This window comes from Acrocarpospora pleiomorpha, from assembly GCF_009687885.1.
GTDB lineage: Bacteria > Actinomycetota > Actinomycetes > Streptosporangiales > Streptosporangiaceae > Acrocarpospora > Acrocarpospora pleiomorpha.
This window is the reverse complement of the sequence record NZ_BLAF01000053.1, coordinates 56394-74075: the sequence shown is the minus strand read 5'-3', so window position 1 is coordinate 74075 and position 17682 is coordinate 56394. Positions and strand designations below refer to the sequence as shown.

The window sequence follows — 17682 nt, the reverse complement described above, 5'->3', positions numbered from 1 at the left end:
CAATCTGTCGCATTGATCCTACTTCGCGGAGGTCACGCGATGGGCCCACCACGGCAGCCAGCGGCGCAGCAGCAGGACGACAGCGTGCTCGCGGGCTTTCGCCTACCAGCCGGAGCTCAAGCGGGTCCCGAAGTCGTCTCTGAGCTCATCCCCGTCGGCGTGAACGGCGTGATCAGCGTGGCCTACCTGTTCCGCGGATCACGTCTCCCCGTCATGTCCGGAACCTTCTCGCTGGGCCGCTTTGATCTGGCGGCCGCGCTGGGCGCGTGCTGGTACTGGTCCTGATGATCGGCCGCGAGGAGAATCACAAACCGGCGCTGGTCGCGGCCGGAGCGTTCGCGAGTGGCCTGGCCTGGTGGGTCGCGGCTCCGCGGCGACTGCCGCACGGCAGTGTGGAAGGAGAACGCGCGAAATGACCATCCGTGTCTACGCGGGCGTCGACCAGGGGACCACGAGCACCTTCACCGGGCTCTACGACGAGGAAGGCCGCTGCGTGGCGTCGGCGCGTCGGAGGGCGGCCACCTCGCATCCGCGTCCCGGCTGGGACGAGCAGGACGGCCTCGCACTGCTCGCGGCCATCGAGGACACCGTCGCCGAAGCCCTCACGCGGGTCGAAGGCGGCGCCGAACTGGCCGGGATCGGGCTGGCGAACCAGGGCGAGAGCGTGATCGCGTTCGACCGCAGAACGGGCGAGCCGCTGTCTCCGGCGATCCTCTGGTCAGACCGGCGGGCCACCGAGGTGGTCGAGCCGATGGCGGGTACGCCACAGCAGGACGAGCTGGAGGAACGCACCGGGCTACCCCTGGATCCATACTTCTCGGCGGGGAAGATCGCCTGGATTCTGCGCAACCTTCCCAGCGTCCAAGAGGCCGCCGGACATCTCGCAGTGGGCACCCTCGACAGTTTCTTCATCTACCACCTCACCGGGGGCGAGTTCATCACAGATCCATCCACCGCCAGCAGAACCCAGCTTATGGATCTCGACACGCTCGAATTCGACGAAGGTTGCGCAGGGGCGTACGGGATAGATATCCGCACCCTCCCGCACATCATGGACACGATCGTCAGCGAGCCGCTGCCGACGCGCCTCGGCGCGCCGCTCTACGCGAGCTCCTGCGACCAGCAGGCCGCGCTGGCCGCCGTCGGCGGCATCAGCACCGGCGACGTCAAGGTCACGTACGGCACCGGCTGCTTCATCGAAGCCAACGCCGGCCCCAAACCCCGGCGCCCCGGAAACGGCCTGATGCCGACCTTCGCCTGGTCGATGGGCCAGACCAGGGCGTGGGCCATCGAAGGCGGCGTGTTCACGGCCGCCACGGCGGTCGACTGGCTGGTCTCGCTCGGGCTCGCCCCGGACGCCGCCGCCGTGAGCGCGCTGGCCGCCGACGGGAACCCGGGGACCATGTTCCTGCCCAGCTTCAGCGGCGTCGGCGCACCCTGGTGGCGTCCCGGCGCGGCGGGCGTGCTGTCCGGTCTGCGCGCCTCGACCACCCCCGCCGACATCGCCCGCGCCGTGCTCGACGGAGTCGCCAACCGGGTCGCCGACGTGATCGACGCCGTCGAACGGGAGCAGGGCCCGCCCGAAGCGCTGCGCGTCGACGGCGGCCTGAGCGCCAGCGCCACCCTGCTGCAACTCCAGGCCGACCTGTGCGGGCGCGCGGTCCTCCCGGCCGTCAACCGGGACAGCACCGCCGCCGGAGTCGCCGGGTTCGCCGCCATGGGGGCCGGTGAACTCGACCTGCCCGGACTCGCCGCCCGGGCGGCGTTCCACCCGCCGGTCGAACCGCGCCGCGACGCCGCCTGGCGGGAGGAGCACCGGGCCCGCTGGCGCCGCTTCGTCGCCGCGACCCGCGGCGTCGATCCCAGCGAACTCGAGGTCTCCCGTTGACGTATGACGTCGCCATCATCGGAGCCGGAGTGATCGGCTCCGCCATCGCCGCCCAGCTGTCCCGCTACCACCTGCGCGTGCTGTGGCTCGAAGCCGCCCACGACGTGGCCGAAGGCGCGTCGAAGGCCAACTCCGGCATCGCGGGCACCGGCTACGACATGCCCACGGGAACGCTCGAATCCGATCTGGTCCTTGCCTCCCGCGACACCTGGGAATCGACCTGCGAAGCCCTCGACGTCCCGTTCGAGCGCATCGGCTCCCTCTCGTTCGCCTTCGACGAGGACGACCTCGCGAAAGTGGAGAAACTCGCCGAACAGGCAGCCAACGCGGGCGCCCGGTTCGAGGTGCTCGAAGGCGCGCGGCTCCGCGAAACCGCCGCCGGGACGGCCCCGGACGCGCTGGCCGCCCTGCACGTGCCCGGCGAGGCCGTCGTCGACCCGATCCGGCTGACCATCGGCCGGGCCCGGCTCGCGGTCACCAACGGAGTGGACCTGCGCTGCTCGACCCCCGCCACCGGCTTCCTGCACGATCGGGACGGGCGCATCACCCACGTCGTGACCCCCAAGGAGACCTTCGCGGCCGGCGCGGTCGTCAACGCGGCCGGAGTCAACGGCGACGTGATCGCCCGCGCCGCCAAGGCCGAATCGTTCGAGATGTGGCCGCGCAAGGGCATGTTCCTCCTGCTCGACCGGGCGGTCGGCGAGCGGGTCCCCAAGATCCTCACGACCATCCCGACCGAGCACACCCGCGGCGTCCTCGCGGTGCCGACCACGAACCGGACGGTCCTGGTCGGGCCCACCGCCACCGACGAAACCGACAAGACCGACAAGTCCACCGACGCGGAGACGCTCGACTGGATCTGGCGGCGAGCCGGCAACCTGATCCCGGCCCTGTCCCGCGACCACGTCATCAAGGTCTTCGCGGGCCTGCGCCCGGCGGCCGACCGTACCTACCGCATCGAGGTCTCCGCCCAGGTCCCGAACCTCGTGCACGCGACCGGCATCCGCTCGACCGGCGTGCAGTCCTCCCCGGCGGTCGCCGGCCTGGTCTGCTCGCTGCTCGAATCCATCGGCGTCCCGCTGACCCCGCGCCAGGATTCAGCGGTACGGCTCCCGCGCGTCCCTCGCCTGGCCGAACTGTCCAGCGCGGACGCGGCCGCGGATTCGACGGTGGTGTGCGCGTGCGAGCACGTGACCGCCGCCGAGATCGAGGCGGCATGCACGGGCGTCGTGCCGGCCCGATCACTCGACGGCGTACGCAAACGCACCCGCGCCATGGCCGGACGCTGCCAGGGCGCCTACTGCGCGGTCGGGGTGGGATTCATCCTGTCCGTCCAGCAAGGGTATGAACCGTGGAACGTCCCGCAGGGCGAGCCGGGTTCGGAATGGGGGGTCGGCGGTGCCTGAACCGGCGCACATCGTCGTCGCCGGGTCCGGCCTGGCCGGGCTGGCCTGCGCCGCGGTGCTCGGACGGGACGCCCGTGTCACCGTGTTCGAGCGGTTGCCCGTCATCGGGGGCGAACTGTGGGAGGATCGCGCGCACATCGGCCTGCGGGCCAAGGCGGAGGCGCGAGGCGTCGCGTTCGCCCCCGGGACGCAGGCGGTGCGGTGGGAGGGGGACCGGCTGCTGGCCATCGGCCAGTCCGGCGGGCTCCACCCGGCCCACGCGCTGGTCGTCGCCACCGGTCATCGTCCCCGTACCCGGGCGGAATCGCGGGTGGACGGCGCGCGCACCGGCGGAGTGATCCCGGCCACGGTCGCGGCCCACCTGCTGGCGCGACGGGTCATCCTCGGGCGGAACGTGGTGATACTCGGGGCCGGGCGATGGGCCAGGGAGGTCGCCGTCGAAGTCCTCAAAGTAGCGGAGACGTGCACGGTTCTCGGCTCGCCGTGGCTCGGCTTCCCGGCCGCCGCCGAGGTCCTGCCCGGCGTCCGGGTCCTGCGCACGCTGGGGACGCCGCGGATCCAGTCGATTGAGGTCTCCGACGGCCGGCGCACCTGGACGCGGGCGTGCGACTCGCTCGTCCTCGCCGACGGCCACGTCCCGTACCGCAACGTCGACGGAGCCGTACTCGACCGCCCGGGGGTGATCTTCGCCCAGGACCTGGACGACGACGAACCCGGCTGGTCCCCGATCGAGGCGGGAATCCAGGCGGCCACCCTGGCTCTCCACCAGCGCGCTCCCCGTGACCACGCCCCGACAACCCTACGAATCGGACACCCATGAAGGTCTCCTCGCCGGTAGGCACATTCCCTTTCACCTTCGACAGAGTCTGACTACACGGGTCCCGAATCACCGTCCACGGACATATGGGCGCCTGGCCGTCAGAGATCGAGGTCGGCATCGAGGACGTGCCGAAGGCGGCGTGGCTCGCACTCGGCGTGGTCACGCTGGTTTCGGCGTTGGCGATCTCTCGCCGCCGCACTACCTCCCGCTGACCCCGGTACGGGCGAGGCCGCGGGAGCAACCGAACGGGCGCAGGTCGATGTGGGGCTGCCAGGATCCGGTCGCCCTACGCCCGCAGCGAGGTCAGGCGGCCTGCCAGGCGGCGAAGGGTGCGTTCATCGGGTCGCCGAAGACCGCGAAGCGGCCGGTGCCGGGGATGTCGATCGGGCCGAGCAGCACCCTGCCGCCGAGGCCGAGCGTCTGGTCGATGGTGGCGTCGAGGTTGGCGGTGCCGAAATAGACGAGCCAGCGCGGCGGGACCTCGGCCGGGAACCGGTCGTCGATGCTGAGCATCCCGGCGACCGGGCTGCCCTCGGACAGCATGGGTGTGTACTGCTTCGCGGGGATTCCGGGAGTCCACCCGAAAACCTTCCCGTAGAAGCTCTTCGCCTCTTCCACGTCCGTGGTCACCAGTTCGAACAGGTTGACCGAACCCGGCTCGTTGATCAGCTCGGCGCCCTGGTGCTGGTCGGCCTGCCAGACTCCCACATACGCGCCGGTCGGATCCTGGAAGACGGCCACGGTCCCCTCGCCCGTGATCTCCATGGGCTCGGCCACGACGTTGGCCCCGGCCTCCCTGGCCAGCTCGACGCTCTTCGCCGCGTCGTCGGTGGCGATGTAGATGTTCCACAGGGTGGGCGACTCGGGTCCCATGGTCGAGCCGATCCCCGCGACGGACTTGTCCCGGCGGTAGAACTGGCCGTAGCCGCCGATCTCGTCGTACTCGATGGTCCAGCCGAAGATCTGCCCATAGAACCCGACCGACTCATCGACGTTCACCGTCGACAGATCAACCCAGCACGGCATCCCCGGCCGATACCTCGTGATCACTGCCATACCACCCCTCCTTCGCGTCGCCCATATAGGCTCCGACGCCCCAGAACTCCCGAAAAATCCTGCTTTTGCGGGATCTCGTCGAAGGGTTTACCCCGCGGGCCTGGATGTCCGGGAGGGATCAACGACAGGCAATCGCACCATGAACTGGCGGCTCACTGAACTGGCGGCTCACTGAACTCGCGGCTCACTGCCCGCGAGGCTGGTTGAAGCGCAGCATGTTGCCGGAGGGATCGCGGAAGGCGCAGTCGCGGACGCCGTACGGCTGGTCGATCGGCTCCTGCAGCACCTCGGCGCCCGAGGCGCTGATGCGCTCGAAGGTGGCGTCGCAGTCGTCGGTGCTGAAGATGACACCGCGCAGCTGGCCCTTCGCCAGCAACTCCGCCATGGCCTCCTTGTCGGCGGCCGAGGCGTTCGGGTTCGCGAGGGGCGGTTCGAGGACGATGTCCACGTCGGGCTGCGACGGCGGCCCGACGGTCACCCAGCGCATCCCCTCGAATCCGACGTCGTTGCGCACCTCGAAGCCGAGAACGTCCCGGTAGAAGGCGAGCGCCTTGTCATGGTCGTCGACTGCGATGAAGCACGCTGAAAGCTTGATGTCCATACGTTTCACGATATGGGCCGGGAAGCATGCTTCGCTTCTCCGTTCCTGACCGGTCGCGTGAAGATCTTGGCGACGCACGCGGGGATGGCGGCGCCCTCGTCATGGCTGCGGGCCCGATATGCGCTCGGGCTCTCGCCGACCAACTCGGTGAACCGCGAGCTGAACGACCCCAGCGAGGTACATCCGACCTCGAAGCAGACCTCCGTCACCGTCAGGTCACCCCGCCGCAGCAGCGCCTTGGCCCGCTCGATCCGGCGCGTCATCAGATAGCTGTACGGCGTCTCCCCGAAGGCGGCGCGGAAACTGCGGGAGAAATGACCCGGCGACATGAGGGCGACCCGCGCCAGCGCCGGCACGTCGAGCGGCTTCGCGTAGTCACGATCCATCAGGTCACGGGCCCGGCGCAGCCGGACGAGGTCCTCCAGCGTCACGCACCCAGCATCGCACAGCGTCGGCGCCGACCGCAGTGGAGTCCTGGCTGCTCGAAAGCGCGGAGCGCCGAGGACACGAGCCGCACTAACGAGCACTGCCGCGGCTTGGGCGTCAGGGCGAGGCGATGCGGCCGAGGCCCGGGGGGATCTCGGCCGCGGCGGCGCGGTCGAGGAGGAACAGAGTGCGCTGGCGGCCGCGGGCTCCGGCGCCGGGGGCTTGGAGGCGGCCGCCGGTCAGGGCCAGGTGGACGGCGCGGGCTTTTTCGGCGCCTGCGGAGACGACCCAGACTTCGCGGGCGGCCTGGATCGCGGGGAAGGTCAGGGAGATCCTGGTGGGCGGCGGTTTGGGGGAGTGGTGGACGGCCACCACCGAGCGTTCCTCCTCGTAGAGGGCCGGGTGGCCGGGGAAGAGGGAGGCGACGTGGGTGTCTGGGCCGAGGCCGAGGAGGAGGATGTCGAAGGACGGGACGGGGCCGTGGTCCTCGGGATAGGCGGCTTTGGCGAGTTCGGCGGCATAGGAGTCGGCGGCCTCTTCGGCGCTCTGGCCGGAGTCGGCGGGGGCCATCGGGTGGATTCGCGACGGGGTCAGCTCGACCTGGTCGAGCAGCGCCTCGCGGGCCTGGGTCTCGTTGCGTTCCGGGTCACCGGCGGGAAGGAAACGCTCGTCGCCCCACCACAGGTCGAGGTTTCGCCAGTCGATCGCGTCCCGGGCGGGGGTGGCCGCCACGGCGGCCAGGCTGGCGATGCCGAGCGTGCCTCCGGTGAGGACGACGGACGCGGAACCCCGGGCGGCCTGCACGTCCACCAGGCGGGTGATCAGCCTGGCTGCCACCGCCTCCGCCAGCACGTCGGCGTTCTTGTGTACAAGGACGCTTGGAACACTCACGAGTTCTTCCTTAGCTTGGTACGGACGGCCACCCGAATACGGATCCAATGCCCGCGAGGCCCGGCGGATCGACTGCCGGAGGCCGGGTCTCGTGAGACCCGGCCGCACGGTCATTTCGTGCCGTTGGCCAGGTGACGCAGGGCCGAGGCGTAGATCTCGTCGGGGTCCAGGCGCCGCAGTTCCTCGGCGATGAGCTCCGAGGTCGGGCGGCGGGCCAGGGCCACCCGGCGGTCCGGCTGGCCGGGGCGGGACAGCGTGGCCAGGCGAGCGTCCGACCGGGTCAGGGTCAGCTCGCCGCCGGAGGCCAGCGTCAGCCGTACCGCCGTAAGGCCTGGGCCTTCGGATTCGCCCACCTGGATGGGCGCCCCGAGGCGGTCCGACAGCCACGACGCCAGCAGGACGGCGCTGGCGTGGCCGGGGGAGGCCTCGACGATGCCCTTCTTGACCTTGCCGACGTTCTGGTCGAACGCCGCGGCCAGCAGCGAGCGCCAGGTCGTCAGCCGGGTCCACGCCAGGTCGGTGTCGCCGGGCACGTAGCCGCCGGACCGCCCGGTGATCGCCTTCACCGAGTCCTTGGCCGCGTGCGCGTCGGTGATGCGGCGGCTGGCCAGCTTGCCGACCTTGTCATCGGCGGGCACGTCGGGGCTGGCGCCCGGCCACCAGACCACCACGGGAGTGTCGGTCAGCAGCAGCGGGCTGATCACCGACTCGGCGTGTTTGGTCAGCTGGCCGTACAGGCGCAGGAGCACCACCTCGCCGGGAGAGGACTCGCCGACCCGCAGTTCCGCGTCGAGCCGGTTGGGCTCGTTCGGGTCGCGTCCGATCACCACCAGGATCCTGGACGGGTGCTCGCGGGCCGCGTCGGTGGCGGCGCGGACCGAGTCGTACTGCCCGGCCTCGTCGCAGACCACGACCAGCGTGAGCACCATGCCCACGGCGGGCGCGCCCATCTGGTGGCGCAGCTTGGTGAGCGTCGAGGAGATCTTCGACGCCTGGGTGTCGGTCAGGTTGAAGCTGGTCACAGCCGCCTCCAGACACGTCCGTCGCGGGCCAGCATGGCGTCGGCCGACGGAGGGCCCCAGGTTCCGGCCGGGTACCCCTCGGGACGGCCGTGCGTCGCCCAGTATTCCTCGATCGGATCGAGGATCTCCCAGGACAGCTCCACCTCCCGCTGGTGCGGGAACAGCGGCGGATCGCCGATCAGCACGTCCAGCAGCAGCCGCTCGTACGCCTCGGGAGAGCTTTCCATGAACGACTCGCCGTAGGCGAAGTCCATCGACACGTCCCGGACCTCCATGGCCGTGCCCGGCACCTTCGACCCGAACCGCACGGTGATGCCCTCATCCGGCTGAACCCGGATGACCAGCGCGTTCTGCCCGAGGATCTCGGTGTCGTCCTTGCTGAACGGCAGGTGCGGTGCCCGTTCGAACACCACGGCCACCTCGGTCACCCGGCGGCCGAGGCGCTTGCCGGCGCGCAGGTAGAACGGCACGCCCGCCCAGCGCCGGTTGGCCACCTCCAGCCGGATCGCCGCGTAGGTGTCGGTCATCGAGTCGGCCGGGATGCCCTGTTCCTCCAGGTAGCCGATGACCGACTCGCCGCCCTGCCAGCCCGCCGTGTACTGCCCGCGGGTGGTGCCCAGCCCTAGATCGTCGGGCAGCCGGACCGCCTTGAGCACCTTCTCCTTCTCGCGCCGCAGCGAATGGGCGTCGAAGGAGGTCGGATCCTCCATCGCGACCAGCGCCAGCAGCTGGAGCAGGTGGTTCTGGATGACGTCCCTGGCCGCGCCGATGCCGTCGTAGTAGCCGGCCCGGCTGCCGATCCCGATGTCCTCGGCCATGGTGATCTGCACGTGGTCGACGTAACCCCGGTTCCAGATCGGCTCGTACAGCGTGTTGGCGAAGCGGAGCGCCAGGATGTTCTGGACGGTCTCCTTGCCCAGGTAGTGGTCGATCCGGAAGACCGAGCTCTCCGGGAAGACCGCGCTGGTGATCGCGTTCAGCTCCTGCGCGCTCTTCAGGTCGTGCCCGAACGGCTTCTCGATCACGACCCGGCGCCAGGACCCGTCGGGGGCCTGGGCCAGGCCGGTGCGCTTGAGCTGCTCGACCACGGTCGGGAAGAACTTGGGCGGGACCGACAGGTAGAAGGCGTAGTTGCCGCCGGTGCCGCGGGTCTCGTCGATCTCCTTGAGCATCATCGCGAGCACGTCGAACGCGCCCTCGTCGTGGAACTCGCCCGGACAGAAGTGGATGCCCTCGCAGATCTGCTTCCAGACCTCGTCCCGGAAGGGGGTGCGCGCGTACTGCTTGACCGCCTCGTACGTCACCTGCGCGAAGTCCTCGTGCGCCCAGTCCCGCCGGGCGAACCCGACCAGCGAGAAGCCGGGCGGCAGCAGCCCCCGGTTGCCCAGGTCGTAGATGGCGGGCAGCAGCTTGCGCTTGGCCAGGTCCCCCGTCACCCCGAACAGCACCAGCACGCACGGCCCGGCGACCCGCGGCAGCCGCTTGTCCCGGGGGTCACGCAGCGGGTTGTTCTCGAATACCTCGGCGGTGGTGGCCGTGGCGGCCACCGCCGCGGCGGCCACGTTCGCCTCTTCCGAGATCGCGCCCTCTTTGCGTGCCATTGCTCAGAGCTCCTCGGCGACGGCGAGCAGATGGGCGACGCCGGCCGCCCGATCGGTCAGATGCAACCGTAGGGTGGGCCGGTTACGGGACCGTAGCGCCCCGATGTCCCCCAGGGCCTGCGCCAGTTGCAACTGCCCCAGCGTGTACGGCTTGCCCGGCACCGCCACATCGTCGGAGACCGCACCGGTGATCTGCAGGAACACCCCGACCTGCGGCCCGCCCTTGTGATACTGCCCGGTCGAGTGCAGGAACCGGGGCCCCCACCCGAAGGTGACCGCGTGCGGGGTCCGGTAGTCCAGCAGCGACCGCAGCGTGGCCACGTCGGCGGCGGCCCAGGCCTCGGCCGTCTGCTCGAAGTCGCCGGAGCCGAGCGGCGCCGCGTCGAAGGCCGCCTCACGGTCCAGGTACGCCATGATCGCGAGGTACCCCTCGGACGGGATCGCGTGCAGCAGCGCGGTCAGCGCGTCGGCCAGGTTCCTGGGGTGGCCGGGCAGCTCGCCGTACACCTCGACCGGGCCGTCGACCAGCAGCGGCGCGCCGATCTCCGGAGCCGACTGCAGGATCTTGCCGGTGTTCTCCTTGGATTCGGCCACGTTCGGCTGGTCGAACGGGTCGATGCCCAGGATCCGCCCGGCGATCGCCGTCGCGTACTCCCAGACCAGGAACTGGCCGCCCAGCGGGCCCTCGACCCGGATGTCGCCCTCGGCGCCGATGTTGACCACGAACTGGTCGTGCGCCTCGGCCGCCTCCGCGCCGACCACCGGCAGGATGCCCTTCCCGGACTTGCCGGTGGATTCGGCGATCAGCTGCTCGATCCAGTCGGGCAGGCCGTTGATGTCGGACAGGCTGTCGCGCAGGATCAGCTTGTCCTTCCCGGCCAGCGCCATCGCGCCGAGCAGCGCCCCCAGCTCCAGGCCGGGGTTGCCCTCGTCATGGGCCAGCGAGCCCTGGATCGCGGCCGCGTCGTCGAGCAGCCGCTCCACGTCCGCGCCCGCCAGCGCGCTCGGCACCAGGCCGAACGCGCTCAGCGCGCTGTAGCGGCCGCCCACGTTGGGGTCGGCCAGGAACACCTGGTACCCGGCCTCGGCGGCGGCCTTCTCCAGCGGCGAGCCCGGGTCGGTGACGACCACGATCCGCTCGGCCGGGTCGATCCCGGCGTCCCGGAACGCCTGCTCGTAGATCCGGCGGTGGCTGTCGGTCTCCACCGTGCCGCCGCTCTTGCTGGAGACGACCACGATCGTGTGGTCGAGCCGGTCGCTCAGAGCGCGCCGCACCTGCCCGGGGTCGGTGGTGTCCAGCACGGTCAGCGGCACGTCCTCGGTGGCGCAGATGACCTCGGGGGCGAGCGAGGAGCCGCCCATCCCGGCCAGCACCACGTGGTCGAGCCCTTCGGCCCGCACCCGCTCCACCAGTTTGGCGATCTCCGGCAGCAGTTCCCTGCTGGTCCGCGGCAGCGTCAGCCAGCCGAGCCGGATCTCCGCCTCGGCTCGCGCGTCCGGGCCCCACAGCGTGGCGTCCCCGGCCGCGAGCGCCGCCGGGACGCCGTCGGCGACCAGCTGGGCTCTCACGTCCCGGACGGCGCCGGCGGCGTCGCCCAGAAACACCTCAACGGTCATGATCAGGCCTTCCCCAGCTCGGCCTGGACGGTGTTGAGCAGTTCCTGCCAGGACGCCGCGAACTTCTCGACGCCCTCGTCCTCCAGGACACGGACCACGTCGTCGTAGTCGATGCCGGCCTCCTTGAGCGCGGCCATGGCGTTCCAGGCCTGCTCGTAGAAGGGCCGGATCGTGTCACCGGAGATCTTGCCGTGGTCGGCGGCGGCGTTGAGGGTCTTCTCCGGCATCGTGTTCACGGTCCCGGCGGTGACCAGCTCGTCCACGTACAGCGTGTCCGGGTATTCCGGGTTCTTCGTGCCGGTGGACGCCCACAGCGGCCGCTGCGGCCGTGCGCCGGCCGCGCGCAGCGCCTGCCAGCGCGGCGTGTTCGTGACCTCTTCGAACGCCGCGTACGCCAGGCGGGCGTTGGCCACCGCGGCCTTGCCCTTCAGCTCCAGCGCCTCCGGCGTCCCGATCTTGTCCAGCCGGGCGTCCACCTCGGTGTCCACCCGGCTCACGAAGAAGGAGGCCACCGACTCGATCCCGGCCAGCGGGATGCCCTTGGCCTGCGCCTGCTCCAGGCCGGTCAGCCAGGCGTCCATGACCGCCCGGTACCGCTCCAGCGAGAAGATCAGCGTGACGTTGACGCTGATGCCCTCCGCGAGCGCTTCGGTGATCGCGGGCAGCCCCTCCACGGTCGCCGGGATCTTGATGAACAGGTTGGGCCGGTCCACCAGCCACCACAGCGCCCGCGCCTCGGCGACCGTCTCCGCGGTCTGCCTGGCCAGCCGGGGGTCCACCTCGATGGAGACCCGCCCGTCCACACCGCCGGTCGCGTCGTAGACCGGGCGCAGCACGTCGGCCGCCCACCGGATGTCGAACGTCGTGATCGCCCGCACCGCCTCGTCCACCGAGACCTTGCGGATGGCCAGATCGTGCAGCTGCGTCCGATAGGCGTCGCCCTTGCTCAGCGCGCCCGCGAAGATCGTCGGGTTGGAGGTGACACCGGTGACGCGCTTGTCACGCATCAGCGCGGCCAGGTTCCCGCTCTTGAGCCGGTCCCGGCTGATGTCGTCCAGCCAGATCGACACCCCGAAACCGGTCAGCTTGTTGAGGTTCTCACTCATGTCTAGTTTCCCGTCGTCTCGCCGGGGTCGCCGCCCAGCTTCGCGATGCTGCCCTTGGCCGCGGCCACCACACGCTCGGCCGTCAGGCCGAACTGCTGATACAGGGTCTTGTACGGCGCGGACGCGCCGAAGTGCTCCAGGCTCACCACGTTCCCATGGTCTCCCACGAACTCCCGCCAGCCCAGCGCGATCCCCGCCTCGACCGCGACCCGCGCCTTCACCGCCGGCGGCAGCACGGTCGTCCGGTAGGCCAGATCCTGCGCGTGGAACCACTCCACGCACGGCATCGACACCACCCGGGTGGGAATGCCCTCCGCCTCCAGCAGCTCGCGCGCCTCCACGGCCAGCTCCACCTCGCTGCCGGTGCCGATCAGCAGCACCTCGGGCTGCCCGGTGGAGGCCTCCTCCAGGATGTAGCCGCCCTTGGCGACCTTGGTGGCGTCGCCGGTGCCCTCGTAGACGGGCAGGTTCTGCCGGGTCAGCGCCAGCGCGGCCGGGCGGTCGTTGTGCTCAAGCACGGCATGCCAGGCGGCGGCCGTCTCGTTGGCGTCGGCCGGCCGGACCACGTCCAGGCCCGGGATGGCGCGCAGCGCCCACAGCTGCTCGACCGGCTGGTGGGTCGGGCCGTCCTCGCCCAGGCCGATCGAGTCGTGCGTCCACACGTAGGTGACCGGCAGCTTCATCAGCGCGGCCAGCCGGACCGCAGGGCGCATGTAGTCGCTGAACACCAGGAACGTCCCGCCGTACGGCCGGGTGCCGCCGTGCAGGGTGATGCCGTTGAGGATCGCGCCCATGCCGTGCTCGCGGATGCCGAAGTGCAGCGTCCGCCCGTACGGGTTGCCGGGGAACTCCTTGGTCTGGAACTCCTCCGGGATGAAGGACGGCTGGCCCTTCATCGTCGTGTTGTTGGAGTCGGCCAGGTCGGCGGAGCCGCCCCAGAGCTCGGGCAGGACCGGGCCGAGCGCGGACAGCACCTCGCCGGAGGCCTTGCGGGTCGCGATGGAGGAGCCCACCTCGAAGTGCGGCAGCGCCAGGGACCAGCCGTCGGGCAGGGTCCTGGTGGCCATCCGGTCGAACAGCGCGGCCCGGTCCGGGTTGGCGTCCCGCCACTCCAGGTACGACTTCTCCCATTCGGCGTGCGCGGCCCTGCCCCGGTCCACCACGTGGCGGGCGTGCGCCAGGAGGTCGTCCGGGACCGCGAAGTGCTGCTCCGGGTCCATGCCCAGCACCCGCTTGGTGGCGGCCACCTCGTCGGCGCCCAGCGCGGAACCGTGGATCTTGCCGGTGTTCTGCTTGTGCGGCGCGGGCCAGCCGATGATCGTGCGCAGCCGGATGAACGAGGGCCGCTCGGTCTCGGCGCGGGCCGCCTCCAGGGCCTCGTTGAGCGCGTGGACGTTCTCCACGTACTCCCCGGTCTCGGTCCAGTCGACCGTCTGGGTGTGCCAGCCGTACGCCTCGTAGCGGGCGACCACGTCCTCGGAGAGGGCGATCGTGGTGTCGTCCTCGATCGAGATGTGGTTGGAGTCGAACAGCACGGTCAGGTTGCCCAGCTGCTGGTGCGCGGCCAGGGCGCTGACCTCGTGGCTGATGCCCTCCTCGATGTCGCCCTCGGAGGCCACGCACCAGATGTGGTGGTCGAAGGGGGAGGCGCCGGGCTCGGCGGCAGGGTCGAACAGGCCGCGCTCGCGGCGGGCCGCCATGGCCATGCCGACCGCGTTGCCGATGCCCTGGCCGAGCGGGCCCGTGGTGGTCTCGACGCCGGCCGTGTGGCCGTGCTCGGGGTGGCCGGGGGTGAGGCTGTCCCACTGGCGCAGGCCGCGCAGGTCGTCCAGCGTCAAGCCGTACCCGGACAAGTAGAGCTGTATATAGAGCGTCAGGCTGGAATGCCCGCACGAAAGGACGAATCTATCCCGGCCCACCCATGTCGGGTCGGACGGGTCATGTCGCATGGTCTTCTGGAAAAGAAGGTAAGCGGCGGGGGCGAGGCTCATCGCGGTGCCGGGATGGCCGGAGCCCGCCTTCTCCACCGCGTCCATCGCCAGGGCCCGCACCACGTCGACGGTCCGCCGATCGAGGTCGCTCCACTCAAGGCTTGCGCTGCTCAACTGCTCGATCCCCTCTGATTTTTTCGCGCCGGTTTTGGCATTTCCCGCCCACACGGGACCCTAACGGGTCGGGTGCCGTACCGTTCGGTAGACCACCGTGTATCCGCCCTGGATCCGCGCTCGATCCGACCTGAGCAGCCCCGATTCAGGGACCACCGGTTCCCCGGACTACAGTGAGTCCTCAAGTTGCCGGCGGCTGTCCGGAGATCCGCTCTAATCAGAGGTTACGCGTTGACCCCGCACGTGCTGGAAGCGCCTTGACGGTGCTGACGAACAACCCGACGATGGCCCCGGCAGGGGCCGCGAGAACGGCCCGCCGCACCGTCGGCGAGGTCGTGCGGGCCTATGTGGCGCTGACCAAGCCGCGAATCATCGAGCTGCTGCTGATCACCACGCTGCCCGTCATGTTCCTGGCCGCCCGAGGGCTGCCCGGTCTGTGGCCCGCCACCTGGACGATGCTGTTCGGCACCCTCTCGGCCGGCAGCGCGAACGCGCTCAACTGCTACATCGACCGGGACATCGACGAGGTGATGCGGCGCACCCGCCGCCGCCCGCTGGCCCGCCACCAGGTCTCCCCGCGCGGCGCGCTGATCTTTGGTGTGATTTTGGGCGCCTTGTCCACTCTTGGCCTGGCCTTGACGGTCAACTGGCTCGCGGCGTGGTTGTCGCTGGGCGCCATCCTGTTCTACGTGCTCGTCTACTCGCTGATCCTGAAGCGGCGCACGTCGCAGAACATCGTGTGGGGCGGCATCGCCGGCTGCATGCCGGTGCTGATCGGCTGGGCCGGGATCACCGGCGAGCTGGCCTGGGCGCCCGTGGTGCTGTTCGGCGTGGTGTTCTTCTGGACGCCGCCGCACACCTGGACGCTGGCCATGCGCTACCGCGAGGACTACGCCGCCGCCGCCGTCCCGATGCTCCCCGTGGTCGCCTCCGACCGGGTCGTCGTCCGCCAGGTCATCGCCTACACCTGGGCGACCGTGCTCTGCTCGCTGCTGCTGTGGCCGATCGCCCAGACCAGCCCGCTCTACCCCGCCGTCGCCGCCGCCCTCGGCGCCGCCTGCCTGTTCGAGGTGTACGCGCTGCGCCACCGCCTCAACGCCGGCAAGACCGGGGTCGACCTGCGGCCGATGCGGTTCTTCCACTGGTCCAACATCTACCTCGCGCTGCTGTTCCTGGCCGTCGCCGTGGACTCCCTGCTGGTGTGATGAGAATCTTGGTCTGGGGGAGCGGACAGGACGTTGCGGGTCGGTTACGCTCGCGGAATGGCGAGCCTTGATCCGCGCGCGGTGCTGAGGGAACGCCCGTCGATCGGCCTGATTCTCGGTCTCGTCGTGGCGGGGATCTGTGCCCTGGTGTCGTTCTCGTTCGACATCCTCAACGGGGATCCGGTGCAGTTCTTCATCGCCCTGGCGCTGGCCATCGCGCCGGTGCCGCTGCTGCTCGCGGGCGTGCTGGCGCTGGACCGGATGGAGCCGGAGCCGCGCAGCAACCTGATCTTCGCGTTCGCCTGGGGCGCCGGCGTGGCCGTGCTCATCGCGGGCATCCTCAACTCGCTCAACCTGATCTACGTCGAGGACCGGCTCGGCGACGCGGTCACCGCCCGCAACTACGTCGCCACCATCGGCGCGCCGGTGGTCGAGGAGACGATGAAGGGCCTGGTCCTGCTCGGGCTGCTGCGCTTCAGGCGGCAGGAGCTGGACGGTCCCACCGACGGCATCATCTACGCCAGCATGGTCGGCCTCGGCTTCGCGATGTCGGAGAACGTCAGCTACTACCTGGCGGCGCTCGCCGACAACGGTCCCGAGGGCCTGGCCGCCACCGTGGTGCTGCGCGGGGTGCTGTCGCCGTTCGCCCATCCGCTGTTCACGTCGATGATCGGCATCGCGGTGGCGTACGCGGCGCTGCACAAGCGCGCGGGCTGGGTGGTCGTGCTCGGGTGGCTCGGGGCCATGGCGTTGCACGGGCTCTGGAACGGGCTCGCCTCCTTCGGCGGCTTCCAGGGCCTGGCGGTGGCCTACCTGCTCCTGATGGCGCTGCTCTTCGTGGAGCTGTGGGTGATCGTCCGCGACCGGAAGCGGATCGTCGGGCTCATCCAGCACTACCTGCCGCCGTACGAGGCGAACGGCCTCATCAACGCCTCCGACATCTTCATGCTCTCCTCGCTGCAGAAACGCCGCCAGGCCCGGCAATGGGCCAAGGCCCACGGCGGCAAGGCCGGCGTGCGCGCCATGACCGACTACCAGCTCGCCGCCACCGAACTCGGCCTCCTCCACGAACGCGCCGTCCGCGGCGGCGTCAACGAGCCCGACTTCCGCACCAGACAACGCGCCTTCGCCGACCTCATGGCCTACGCCCGCACCAACTTCCCCATCCCCGAACGCCACCAGGCCTCCGCCGCCCGCGGCGTCCCCCCACCCGGCTACGCCCCCGGCGCACCCCCGAACGTCCCCCCGGGCACCCAGTACCCCCCGCCGGTCTAGCGTGACTCCGCGTGGGCGAGCACGGGTCCGGCGCCCGCCAGGGTGCCGCGATCGCGCATGAGGAACACCACGCGGAGGGTGGCGATCCAGACCAGGGTGGAGCCTAGGACGTGGAGGCCGACCAGGAAGGCGGGGACGGCTAGGAAGTATTGGACGTAGCCGATGAATCCCTGGGCTAGTTCGACCAGGAAGAGGGTTAGGGCGGCGCGGCGGGCTAGGCCGGGGGCGTTGGTGACGTGGAGGGCGAAGGCCAGGGCGATGGTGAGGCCGACGGCTAGCCAGACGAGGTCGGCGTGGATGCGGGCGACGGTTTCGATGTCGAAGGTGAAGCGGGAGGCGGCCTCGTCGCCGGAGTGGGGGCCGGTGCCGGTGACGACGACTCCGGCGACCAGGAGGGTGAGGATGGCGCCGACCAGGACGAAGCCCAGGGTGCGGATGTCGCGGTGGACCAGGCGTTGCGGGGGGTTGTCGGCTTCGCCGGAGCGGGCGTAGAGGGCGAAGGCGGCGGCGATCATGCCGATCGAGATGAGGAAGTGCACGCTCACGGTGACCGGGTTGAGTGCGCTGCGCACGACCAGGCCGCCCCAGAGGCCCTGGGTGAGCACGCCGATCGGCTGGAGTACGGCCAGCCTGACCAGGGAGGGGCGGCGGGGGGTCAGGCGG

18 protein-coding genes are annotated in these 17682 nt (G+C 70.6%); 8 read left to right on the top strand and 10 right to left on the bottom strand.

Annotation, left to right across the window (positions count from 1 at the left end; all coding sequences use genetic code 11):
• Positions 1-39: 39 nt before the first annotated feature.
• The 6 genes from Aple_RS36945 (at position 40) to Aple_RS55785 (ending at position 4326) form a co-directional block, all read left to right on the top strand.
• Complete coding sequence (locus Aple_RS36945) at positions 40-285, top strand: hypothetical protein (protein ID WP_155349394.1); 246 nt, start codon at positions 40-42, stop codon at positions 283-285.
• The gene (locus tag Aple_RS36940; protein ID WP_155349393.1) at positions 267-416 is read left to right on the top strand and encodes a hypothetical protein; all 150 of its coding nucleotides are present in this window, start codon (positions 267-269) and stop codon (positions 414-416) included. The genes Aple_RS36945 and Aple_RS36940 overlap by 19 nt, the downstream gene beginning before the upstream one ends.
• A complete protein-coding gene (locus tag Aple_RS36935) occupies positions 413-1888 on the top strand; it encodes an FGGY family carbohydrate kinase (RefSeq protein ID WP_155349392.1) in 1476 nt (491 codons plus the stop codon). The genes Aple_RS36940 and Aple_RS36935 overlap by 4 nt, the downstream gene beginning before the upstream one ends.
• Positions 1885-3294, top strand: coding sequence for an NAD(P)/FAD-dependent oxidoreductase (locus Aple_RS36930; RefSeq protein ID WP_155349391.1), 1410 nt, complete (start codon positions 1885-1887; stop codon positions 3292-3294). Before Aple_RS36935 ends, Aple_RS36930 begins: the two co-directional genes overlap by 4 nt.
• The gene (locus Aple_RS36925; RefSeq protein WP_155349390.1) at positions 3233-4114 is read left to right on the top strand and encodes an FAD-dependent oxidoreductase; all 882 of its coding nucleotides are present in this window, start codon (positions 3233-3235) and stop codon (positions 4112-4114) included. The genes Aple_RS36930 and Aple_RS36925 overlap by 62 nt, the downstream gene beginning before the upstream one ends.
• 83 nt (positions 4115-4197) lie before the next feature.
• Positions 4198-4326: a hypothetical protein gene (locus Aple_RS55785; protein ID WP_281361647.1), complete on the top strand. Its 129-nt coding sequence runs from the start codon at positions 4198-4200 to the stop codon at positions 4324-4326.
• A gap of 91 nt (positions 4327-4417) precedes the next feature.
• Here Aple_RS55785 and Aple_RS36920 read toward each other — a convergent pair whose 3' ends face one another.
• The 9 genes from Aple_RS36920 to tkt form a co-directional block, all read right to left on the bottom strand.
• Positions 4418-5170 (bottom strand): VOC family protein, encoded by a 753-nt coding sequence (locus Aple_RS36920; RefSeq protein ID WP_155349389.1) that lies wholly within the window; start codon positions 5168-5170, stop codon positions 4418-4420.
• Between the two features lie 184 nt (positions 5171-5354).
• Positions 5355-5771, bottom strand: coding sequence for a VOC family protein (locus Aple_RS36915; protein WP_155349388.1), 417 nt, complete (start codon positions 5769-5771; stop codon positions 5355-5357).
• A 5-nt stretch (positions 5772-5776) separates the two neighbouring features.
• Positions 5777-6157, bottom strand: a complete 381-nt coding sequence (locus tag Aple_RS36910; RefSeq protein WP_246265013.1) for a helix-turn-helix transcriptional regulator — start codon at positions 6155-6157, stop codon at positions 5777-5779.
• Positions 6158-6314: 157 nt separating this feature from the next.
• The gene (pgl, locus tag Aple_RS36905; RefSeq protein ID WP_155349386.1) at positions 6315-7088 is read right to left on the bottom strand and encodes a 6-phosphogluconolactonase; all 774 of its coding nucleotides are present in this window, start codon (positions 7086-7088) and stop codon (positions 6315-6317) included.
• 110 nt (positions 7089-7198) lie between these two features.
• Entirely contained in the window at positions 7199-8110 is a 912-nt protein-coding gene (locus Aple_RS36900) for a glucose-6-phosphate dehydrogenase assembly protein OpcA (RefSeq protein ID WP_155349385.1), read from the bottom strand.
• Complete coding sequence (zwf, locus tag Aple_RS36895) at positions 8107-9711, bottom strand: glucose-6-phosphate dehydrogenase (RefSeq protein ID WP_155349384.1); 1605 nt, start codon at positions 9709-9711, stop codon at positions 8107-8109. The genes Aple_RS36900 and zwf overlap by 4 nt, the downstream gene beginning before the upstream one ends.
• 3 nt (positions 9712-9714) lie before the next feature.
• Positions 9715-11328 (bottom strand): phosphoglucose isomerase-related protein, encoded by a 1614-nt coding sequence (locus tag Aple_RS36890; RefSeq protein WP_155349383.1) that lies wholly within the window; start codon positions 11326-11328, stop codon positions 9715-9717.
• A gap of 2 nt (positions 11329-11330) precedes the next feature.
• A complete protein-coding gene (tal, locus tag Aple_RS36885; protein ID WP_155349382.1) occupies positions 11331-12434 on the bottom strand; it encodes a transaldolase in 1104 nt (367 codons plus the stop codon).
• Between the two features lie 2 nt (positions 12435-12436).
• Positions 12437-14470: a transketolase gene (gene tkt, locus Aple_RS36880; RefSeq protein WP_373869678.1), complete on the bottom strand. Its 2034-nt coding sequence runs from the start codon at positions 14468-14470 to the stop codon at positions 12437-12439.
• Positions 14471-14796: 326 nt separating this feature from the next.
• Between tkt and Aple_RS36875 the strand changes: the two genes are divergently transcribed.
• Positions 14797-15744, top strand: coding sequence for a heme o synthase (locus Aple_RS36875; protein ID WP_373869677.1), 948 nt, complete (start codon positions 14797-14799; stop codon positions 15742-15744).
• A 57-nt stretch (positions 15745-15801) separates the two neighbouring features.
• On the top strand, positions 15802-17019 hold the full coding sequence (locus Aple_RS36870) for a PrsW family intramembrane metalloprotease (protein ID WP_155349381.1): 1218 nt from the start codon (positions 15802-15804) through the stop codon (positions 17017-17019).
• Here Aple_RS36870 and Aple_RS36865 read toward each other — a convergent pair.
• Positions 17016-17682: COX15/CtaA family protein (locus Aple_RS36865; protein ID WP_373869676.1), on the bottom strand; the 667-nt coding region annotated here is incomplete at its 5' end. The genes Aple_RS36870 and Aple_RS36865 overlap by 4 nt on opposite strands.